Origin of the sequence: Streptomyces cellostaticus (genome assembly GCF_023630175.1) — a bacterium.
Lineage (GTDB): Bacteria > Actinomycetota > Actinomycetes > Streptomycetales > Streptomycetaceae > Streptomyces > Streptomyces cellostaticus_A.
The window spans coordinates 1-6,897 of the sequence record NZ_JALLIN010000089.1; the positions used below are offsets into that span (position 1 = coordinate 1).

Below are 6,897 nucleotides of genomic sequence, written 5' to 3' on the forward strand. Positions count from 1 at the left end.
GTCTACATACCCACGGAAAGCGAAACCGATCTTTTGAAACTTTAGTTGTCGCTACGCGGCTACGTGATCTATAGTTGTCGAGTGGTTGATATGTGGGACCTCGACAGCGAGGCCATCGAGGAACGGGTCGCTTTCCAGGCGCAGGTGCGTGACCTGGTGTGGCGTGAGACGAAGAGGCGCATGAGCTTCCTGGGCTTCAGCGAGCAGGAGGGCCCCGCCACCCCGAACGCGCTGGCCCCGACCTCCGCGGCCGCCAAGGCGATGCACCTGACGTACTTGGAGGTCGCCACGGAAGTCGGCAACGCGGCGAAGCAGTTGGCTGCCGACGCTGCCACCCGGGCGGGCCGGGCTGCCGCTACCTACGCGGACCTCGGTGAAGCCGCAGGGATCAGCCGTCAGGCCGCCCGCAAGCGGTGGCCGGAGGCAGTCGGCACCTACTGGGCGCTCTACCTCCTGACCGGCAAGCACCGTCCGCACGGCGTGGCCGTCCAGGTGCTCCGCAGCAGCAGCAAGGCGATCGAGACCGGGCGCACCGCCGTGGACGAAGGCGCCCTCACCGAGGACGGCGCCGTGGGTGCCGTCGTCATCAATGCCGCCCGCGAGGCCGTATGGGCGTGCTACTTCGACGACGGCACGTGCGCGCCGGAGGAGATCACCCTGCCAGAGGCACTGCAGAACGTCCCTGCCCCCGGCGAGGACGGTCACAGCGACTGGCTGCACCGGTGGGAGCAGCACATCACACGCCTGCTCTGACAGGAACTGCTCGCGACCACCAATCACATCATGGGCCCGGCCCTCCGGCAGGAGGGCCGGGCCCGATGGCTTGCAGGCGCTCGTCTCAGCGCGTCTCGTCCCCTGCGGCAGCACCAGCCGGGGCGGGGCCTACACCAGGACGGCCGGAACGGCGTCCTCGGCCGTCCAGTCCCCCTCGAACAGGGCGGCCACCAGGCGTACGTGGGTCTCGGGGAGCTGTCTGGCACGATGCTTGGTGCGGGCTTTGGCGAGCCAGGCGCCGATCTTGACGGTGTCGCCGTCGACGCGGATCGTCTCGCGGGCGGCCGGGGTGCGGCCTTCGCGGTGCAGGAAGAGCTCCAGGAGCTGGACGGTCTCCTCGAAGGTGCGGCGGGTACGGCGTGCGGGGGCGAGGGGGTTGGTGTCGGGGGTGAGGCCGAGGGCGGTCATCAGCTGTTGCTGGCCGGGGGTGAGGGTGGGCCAGGTGGTGAGCTGGCGTTGCAGCCAGGAGCCGATCTTCACCCCGGCCAGGAGGGTGTCGCGGGTGAGGGTGCCAGGGTCAGCGCCGGTCGCGAGGTGGGCGCGCAGCAGGTGGTATTTGCGGTGCCAGTCCGCACCGTGGGGCAGGCGCCAGTCGGGAGCGAGGGCGGTGAGGGCCTCCGCCCGGGCGGGGTGGAGTTCGTTCTTGGTGGCGAGGTGGCGTTGTTCGGCGAGCCAGGCCCCGACGGGGGTAGTGGCGGGGGCGGCGAGGTGACCGTGGGCGCGGTGGTAGTCGGCGGCTGCGGCGAGGCGGGCGCGCCAGGCGGCGTCGTGCTTGTCCCAGATCATGCCGAGCGCGTCGAGCTCGGCCGTCCAGTCGGTCTCGAGGCGGCCGGCTGTCCGGGCGTCGCGCATGGTGGTGATGAAGGTGCCGAGCCGGTAGCCGGTGGGGTCGGTGTAGTCGGCGGGCACGTCGAGGTGGCCGTGCTCGTCGCGGTAGGAACGGGCGGCGGCGAGCCCGAGGCGGCGGGAGCGGGAGACAGCCGGGTCGCGGGGGTCGAAGGAGACCAGGTCCATCGCCTGGGCGATGCGCTCGGGGTGAACGGTGAAGTCGAAGTGCCAGCGCCGCGCGATGACATCACTGGTCTCGCGTGGGAGACGGTTGGCCTTGTCGGGGAGGCGCTCGAGGATGCGGTGGTCGTGGCTGGCCAGCGCGCAGGCGATCGCCCACACCGGCTCATACGCGCTGCCCAAAATGTTCTCGCCGTCCGTGTCCGGCGGGATGTAGACGGGAACGATCAGGGAGGCGGTCTTGCCGGAGACGTCCAGGCGCAGGGCGCGGCCGAGGGCCTGGACGCAGCGGATGACGCTGCGGGTGGGGTCGGCGAAGACGATCGCGTCGACGGAGGGGATGTCAACGCCTTCGGCGATCAGCTTCGAGTTCGCGAGGATCGCGGTGTCGGCGGCGGCGAAGGAAGCGAAGATGCCGGCGCGCTGGGCGGGGGTGTGCTCGCCGTGCGCGAAGAACAGCTCCGGATCGCAGGCGGTCGCCGACGGCCGGGCTGCGGATTACCGGATCGTAGTGCCCACCCTCACCGACACCGACCTGCGACGCCGCCTGAACCTGCCCGCCCCCGGCACCACGCCCACGGGCACCGCCGCCCGGGAGGCGACAGACGACGGTGCGCTGCGCACCACCGCCCTGCACCTGGCCGTCCTGCGCACCATGACCGAGCACAACCTGAAGAAGGTGCTGGTCTACTTCCATCTGGTCTCCGACGCCCGCCGCTTCGCCCGCGAACTCCCGCACACCCTGCGCCTGCTGGCCAAGACCGACCCCGGCCTCGCGCCCGGGTAGGGGTCTGGTCACTCCTGCGACGCAGCTGGCTCTCCAACGTCGCCTTCAACGCTCCCGAACCCCTCGTCCAGCGCATCCGACGCGGCTTACGGCACATCCAGTACCGCACCCATCTCATAGACGGCTGCCTCGCCGAGACCGGCCTCACCCTCAGACCCGCCTGACCAAACAGCACGACATCACGAGTAGGACCGGGAAGGAGAAAGCCGCCAGCACTCCGGGCCCGTGGACCCCAGCGCACCCGCGGCGTCACGCGACGGGCCGCCTCGAGCAACCCGAGGACATGACGGGCAAACTGCCGCGCAGGTCAGCCACCAAACCCCGCTCCAACTGAGCTATCTAGCTCGACCGTTGATTTCGTCCGCCTAACCATGGCACCCTCAGTTGATCACTACGCCAGCCTTCGGATGACCAATGGCCACTAAACTCCGAGAGCGGCTTGCTTTGGCCTCGTGGGGAGCGGTGATGCACACACTGTTCTTTGCGTGACCACCGTCAGGAAGGCACACATGTCACGTTTGTTCGGCACCGACGGGGTGCGTGCTGTAGCCAATGCGGTACTGACCCCCGAACTGATGACTGCCCTCGGGCGGGCACTCGGTGTCCACCTGTCCGGTGAGACATCGACCACGCGTCGGGTGGTAGTTGGACGAGATCCTCGGCCTTCCAGCGACCTCCTCGAGGCAGCGTTCCTCGCTGGCCTATGTAGTACTGGGACCGACGCAATCACGGTCGGTATCCTGCCTACCGCCGCCGTCGCCCATCTGACCAAGCATTTCGGAGCAGTCGCTGGTGCGGTTATTACTGCTTCACACAACCCGCTGGAGGACAACGGGTTGAAGCTGTTCGATCACGCTGGATACAAGTACAGCGAAGCTGACGAGAGACTAATCGAGGGGCTAGTGCGCGAAGGCGCAGCGCCGCAGCCCCCCCTGCAAGGGCGATCAGTTGGTCGAATTCGAGATCATAGTCGAATTGCTGGCGAGATCTACATCAGCCATCTCCTAACTGGAATTCCTGATCTCAACGGTATGTCTATCACGGTGGATTGCGCGAACGGCGCGTCAGCCGTTGTCGCACCTGCAGCGTACAGGCAGGCTGGCGCTACAGTGATTGAAATCGCTGGCGACATCAGCGGAAATCAGATCAACTGCGGCGTCGGCGCGACCAATCCTGAGTATCTTCGGAAATCACTCACAAACGACATCAGCTCTATCGGCCTCTCGCACGATGGTGACGCAGACCGACTGATTGCCGTGGACGAATTGGGGAACATCGTAGATGGTGCCGATCTTTTGGCGATCTTCGCTGTTGACGCCCATGAACAGGGTCAGTTGCCCTGTAACGGATTGGTCACCACCCCAATGACCAATGGTGGTCTGCGCACTTCGCTTGCAGAACGGGGGATTGAGGTAATTGAGGCGCCCATCGGGGACCGCCCGGTCCTGCGCACGATGCTTGCGGAAGGGTACGCGCTTGGCGGAGAACAGAACGGGCATGTGATCAGCCTGGCGCGGGCGACGACAGGAGACGGCATTCTGTCCGGCCTATTGCTACTTGAGATCATGCATCGCAGCGGGAAGAAGCTTCACGAGTTGACTAGCGTCTGGTGCCGGCAGCCGCAACAGCTCGTCAACATACCGGTGCCGGATCGACAGTTCCTTAACCGGGCAACAGGTTTGAACCAACTCATAACGGAGGAGCGAGAGAAGGTTGCACGCGTCGACGGACGACTGACTGTGCGTCTGTCGACTATCGAGAACGTTGTTCGCGTGATGTGCGAAGGGTCGGACGATGAGATCGTCAAATCGGTCACAGCACGCATCGTGTCAGATCTACATACCCGCATTTATCGTGAATCCCAGGGCTAATACGTCAATGGCCAAAATACACACGCTGCCCGGCGAGCGGGGCCTCGGTTATCTTGAGCATACCGGCGATTGGCAGGCGCTAACGGCAGTCGAACAGAAGTATCGTTACTTTAGTATTGAGAGTTATTTCCGAGAAAGCTGGGAAACCGCCTCGCTTGAACTTGGGGCAGGGGTTCTGGAATCTCTACAGCGTCTCGCAATGCTTGTTCTGAAGCCAGAATGCATTCTGGGTCGCAAGGGTGAGACAGTCCTGGATTATATGGCTCGCAACGGTTTTAAACCCATAGTCGCGCAGCCGTTCCGCTACGACCGGCACCGGACTCGGGAAATCTGGCGTTACCAATGGAACATCGCCACACTCGACCGTCTGCAGCTCGGCGACCTGCTACACACGGCGGCGGACGCACTCATGGTCCTATTCGTCGACGAGCGTGACGACACTGGTCTACCCGGATCGGTCCGACTTGCTGGTCTTAAGGGTTCCTCCCTGCCGTGGGAGCGCCGACCAGAGCACCTGCGGTCGCACCTTGATGCGCTGAATCGCATGATCGTATTCGTGCACTGTTCGGACGAGCCAGCGGATATCGTGCGAGAACTTGGCATCTTGTTCGACCCCGGGCAACTGCAGGGCATCTACCGCCGTATCAGCACCGCATTGTCGAGCCAAGTCGGTGATGATGTGGCAGCTACACTATCGAACCTGTGTAGTCAGTTCCCCTCGTACCCCTTTGACGTGGCTGCTGCGGTACGACGCGTTCGCACGGAGCTAGCACTTGTCCGTAAGTCGGGCGTTAAGGCCGCCCGCCGTGCGGACCAAGCGCTCTCTATAGCTGCCGAAAGCGACAGGAAACTCGACTGGCGAACCTGGTCTGACGACCTCAAAAAGGCCGGCAGTAACCCAGCCGGATGGGACGCGATTCTGGTGGCCACGCAGTACATCCAGCATGATTTTCCAGGCGTACGCTGCATCATTAGCGAGTCAGGTCGGGAACGCTGGCTTGCTGGCGAAGGGCGCCGGTGTCAGTAGTGACTGTCAGCGGCGTACTTCTGGACCGAGATGGGGTGTTAAATGATCCTCCGGTTTCGGGATATGTGACTGATCCAGCTGACTTTCGATGGTTGCCAGGAGCCCTTTCCGCGTGCCGTCTCCTCGCGGCAGCACGAATACCAGTGGCAATCGTCACTAATCAATCGGCCGTTGGTAGGGGAATTCTCACAACCTCGGTCCTCATGGAAATACACTCCATGCTGCAACGTGATGTCGGCGCCGTTTGGCCGATCTTCTACTGTCCACACGTGCCGCGCGATCAGTGTGCTTGTCGCAAACCGCAGCCCACTCTGCTGCACCGTGCTGCAGGTCATCTCGGTTTGCCTGTCACCGACCTTGTTTTCGTTGGCGACCACCATACCGATCAACAAGCCGCTCACGCAGCAGGTATGCGTTTTTACCACGTCCGAACAGGTCGTGACAGCACACTTGCTAGATCAGTCACCTCTTTCTCAGACCTAGCCGCGGCAGTGACCGCATTGTTGTACGAGCGGGAAGAGGCTGGTAGTCGGGTCGCCCGGGCGAATCTCACCCCGGGCGACCCGACTACCGGCCGCCGGCCGTGACCGCGTGCCATGAAACCCTCAGCCTCGACGCACACGCCCTGAACGCTTACAGCACGCCGTGTTCTCTCCTAACCTCAATACCGGTAACTTAGGGCTTTGGTATGCGTTTGACCCGTTTGGTTTTGGTGGCGCCAATGATGGTGACGGCCGGGACGCGCGGGTGGTCTGTAACGCGGTGGGCGGCGCGTTTGAGGGGCCAGCTGGCGACTTTGCGTTTGATGACGCGGAGGTTGGCTCGGCGGCGTCGCCGTGGCAGGAGGCGTTCGAGGAGTTCAGCGTGGGTGGCTTTGACCGCGCGGGCGAGTCTGCCGGGGGGAAAACGCCGCCTGGTCGGTGACCTGGCGGCGCACAACCCGCAGTGAGCGGGTGAAAGAGATCCGGTCGGGGTCCCGGTCGGCTTGTCGTGCGGCCTGGTGCATCAGGTGCCGGATGGCGTGGTGGACGAGCAGGAAGCCGTAGAGTTCCTGCTCGGCCCCGTCGGGGTGCTGCGAACGCAGTACCAGGTGCGACCCGCCGAGGTGGGTCTTGATTTCGTCCAGGGTGGACTCGAACTCCCATCGCTGGGCGTAGAGTTCGGCCAGTTCCGCTGCCGGGGCCTTGCCCGGGTCGAGGATCGTGGTGACGAGCCGGTAGACACCCTCATGGCCGGCGATGGTGTACTCCACCGCACGTACCGGCACTCCACGACGGGTGTGGTGGATGTCGCTCCGGTCGAAGATCTCGGTGAGATACGAGCCGTCCGGCAACCAGGGTCTTTGAGAAGTGCCGAGGTGGGCGGTTCGCCTGCTGAGAACGGGATGTGACGGCTTGTCGGCTTCTGCCGGGGGCGTCCCTGGACGCAGG

Annotated in this window: 7 protein-coding genes and 1 pseudogene; 6 read left to right on the top strand and 2 right to left on the bottom strand. The window is 64.3% G+C overall.

Annotation, left to right across the window (positions count from 1 at the left end; all coding sequences use genetic code 11):
- Window positions 1-81 precede the first annotated feature (81 nt).
- Window positions 82-753: a hypothetical protein gene (locus MXD57_RS30825; protein ID WP_250405502.1), complete on the top strand. Its 672-nt coding sequence runs from the start codon at window positions 82-84 to the stop codon at window positions 751-753.
- A 129-nt stretch (window positions 754-882) separates the two neighbouring features.
- Here the strand turns inward: MXD57_RS30825 and MXD57_RS30830 are convergent, their stop codons facing one another.
- Window positions 883-2,241, bottom strand: coding sequence for a helicase associated domain-containing protein (locus MXD57_RS30830; protein WP_284506343.1), 1,359 nt, complete (start codon window positions 2,239-2,241; stop codon window positions 883-885).
- On the opposite strand from MXD57_RS30830, the gene MXD57_RS30835 reads away from it, so the two are divergent.
- The 5 genes and pseudogenes from MXD57_RS30835 to MXD57_RS32115 all read left to right on the top strand — a co-directional run bounded on the left by MXD57_RS30835 (window position 2,123) and on the right by MXD57_RS32115 (window position 6,054).
- The gene (locus MXD57_RS30835; protein ID WP_250405512.1) at window positions 2,123-2,569 is read left to right on the top strand and encodes a hypothetical protein; all 447 of its coding nucleotides are present in this window, start codon (window positions 2,123-2,125) and stop codon (window positions 2,567-2,569) included. The genes MXD57_RS30830 and MXD57_RS30835 overlap by 119 nt on opposite strands.
- Window positions 2,569-2,733, top strand: a pseudogene (locus MXD57_RS30840) (IS630 family transposase); the annotation flags it as partial. The gene MXD57_RS30835 and the pseudogene MXD57_RS30840, both read left to right, overlap by 1 nt.
- 321 nt (window positions 2,734-3,054) lie before the next feature.
- On the top strand, window positions 3,055-4,440 hold the full coding sequence (locus tag MXD57_RS30845) for a phosphoglucosamine mutase (RefSeq protein WP_250405504.1): 1,386 nt from the start codon (window positions 3,055-3,057) through the stop codon (window positions 4,438-4,440).
- A 7-nt stretch (window positions 4,441-4,447) separates the two neighbouring features.
- Window positions 4,448-5,467: a nucleoside-diphosphate kinase gene (locus MXD57_RS30850; RefSeq protein ID WP_250405506.1), complete on the top strand. Its 1,020-nt coding sequence runs from the start codon at window positions 4,448-4,450 to the stop codon at window positions 5,465-5,467.
- Complete coding sequence (locus MXD57_RS32115; RefSeq protein ID WP_374114766.1) at window positions 5,467-6,054, top strand: D-glycero-alpha-D-manno-heptose-1,7-bisphosphate 7-phosphatase; 588 nt, start codon at window positions 5,467-5,469, stop codon at window positions 6,052-6,054. Before MXD57_RS30850 ends, MXD57_RS32115 begins: the two co-directional genes overlap by 1 nt.
- Window positions 6,055-6,326: 272 nt before the next feature.
- On the opposite strand, the gene MXD57_RS30855 is transcribed toward MXD57_RS32115, so the two are convergent.
- A partial coding sequence (locus tag MXD57_RS30855) for a transposase (RefSeq protein ID WP_250405508.1) occupies window positions 6,327-6,897 on the bottom strand: 571 nt, incomplete at its 5' end.

Coding starts and splice junctions, on each gene's coding strand:
- MXD57_RS30835 (WP_250405512.1), top strand. CDS start 2,123: ATGTCAACGCCTTCGGCGATCAGCTTCGAGTTCGCGAGGATCGCGGTG.
- MXD57_RS30850 (WP_250405506.1), top strand. CDS start 4,448: ATGGCCAAAATACACACGCTGCCCGGCGAGCGGGGCCTCGGTTATCTT.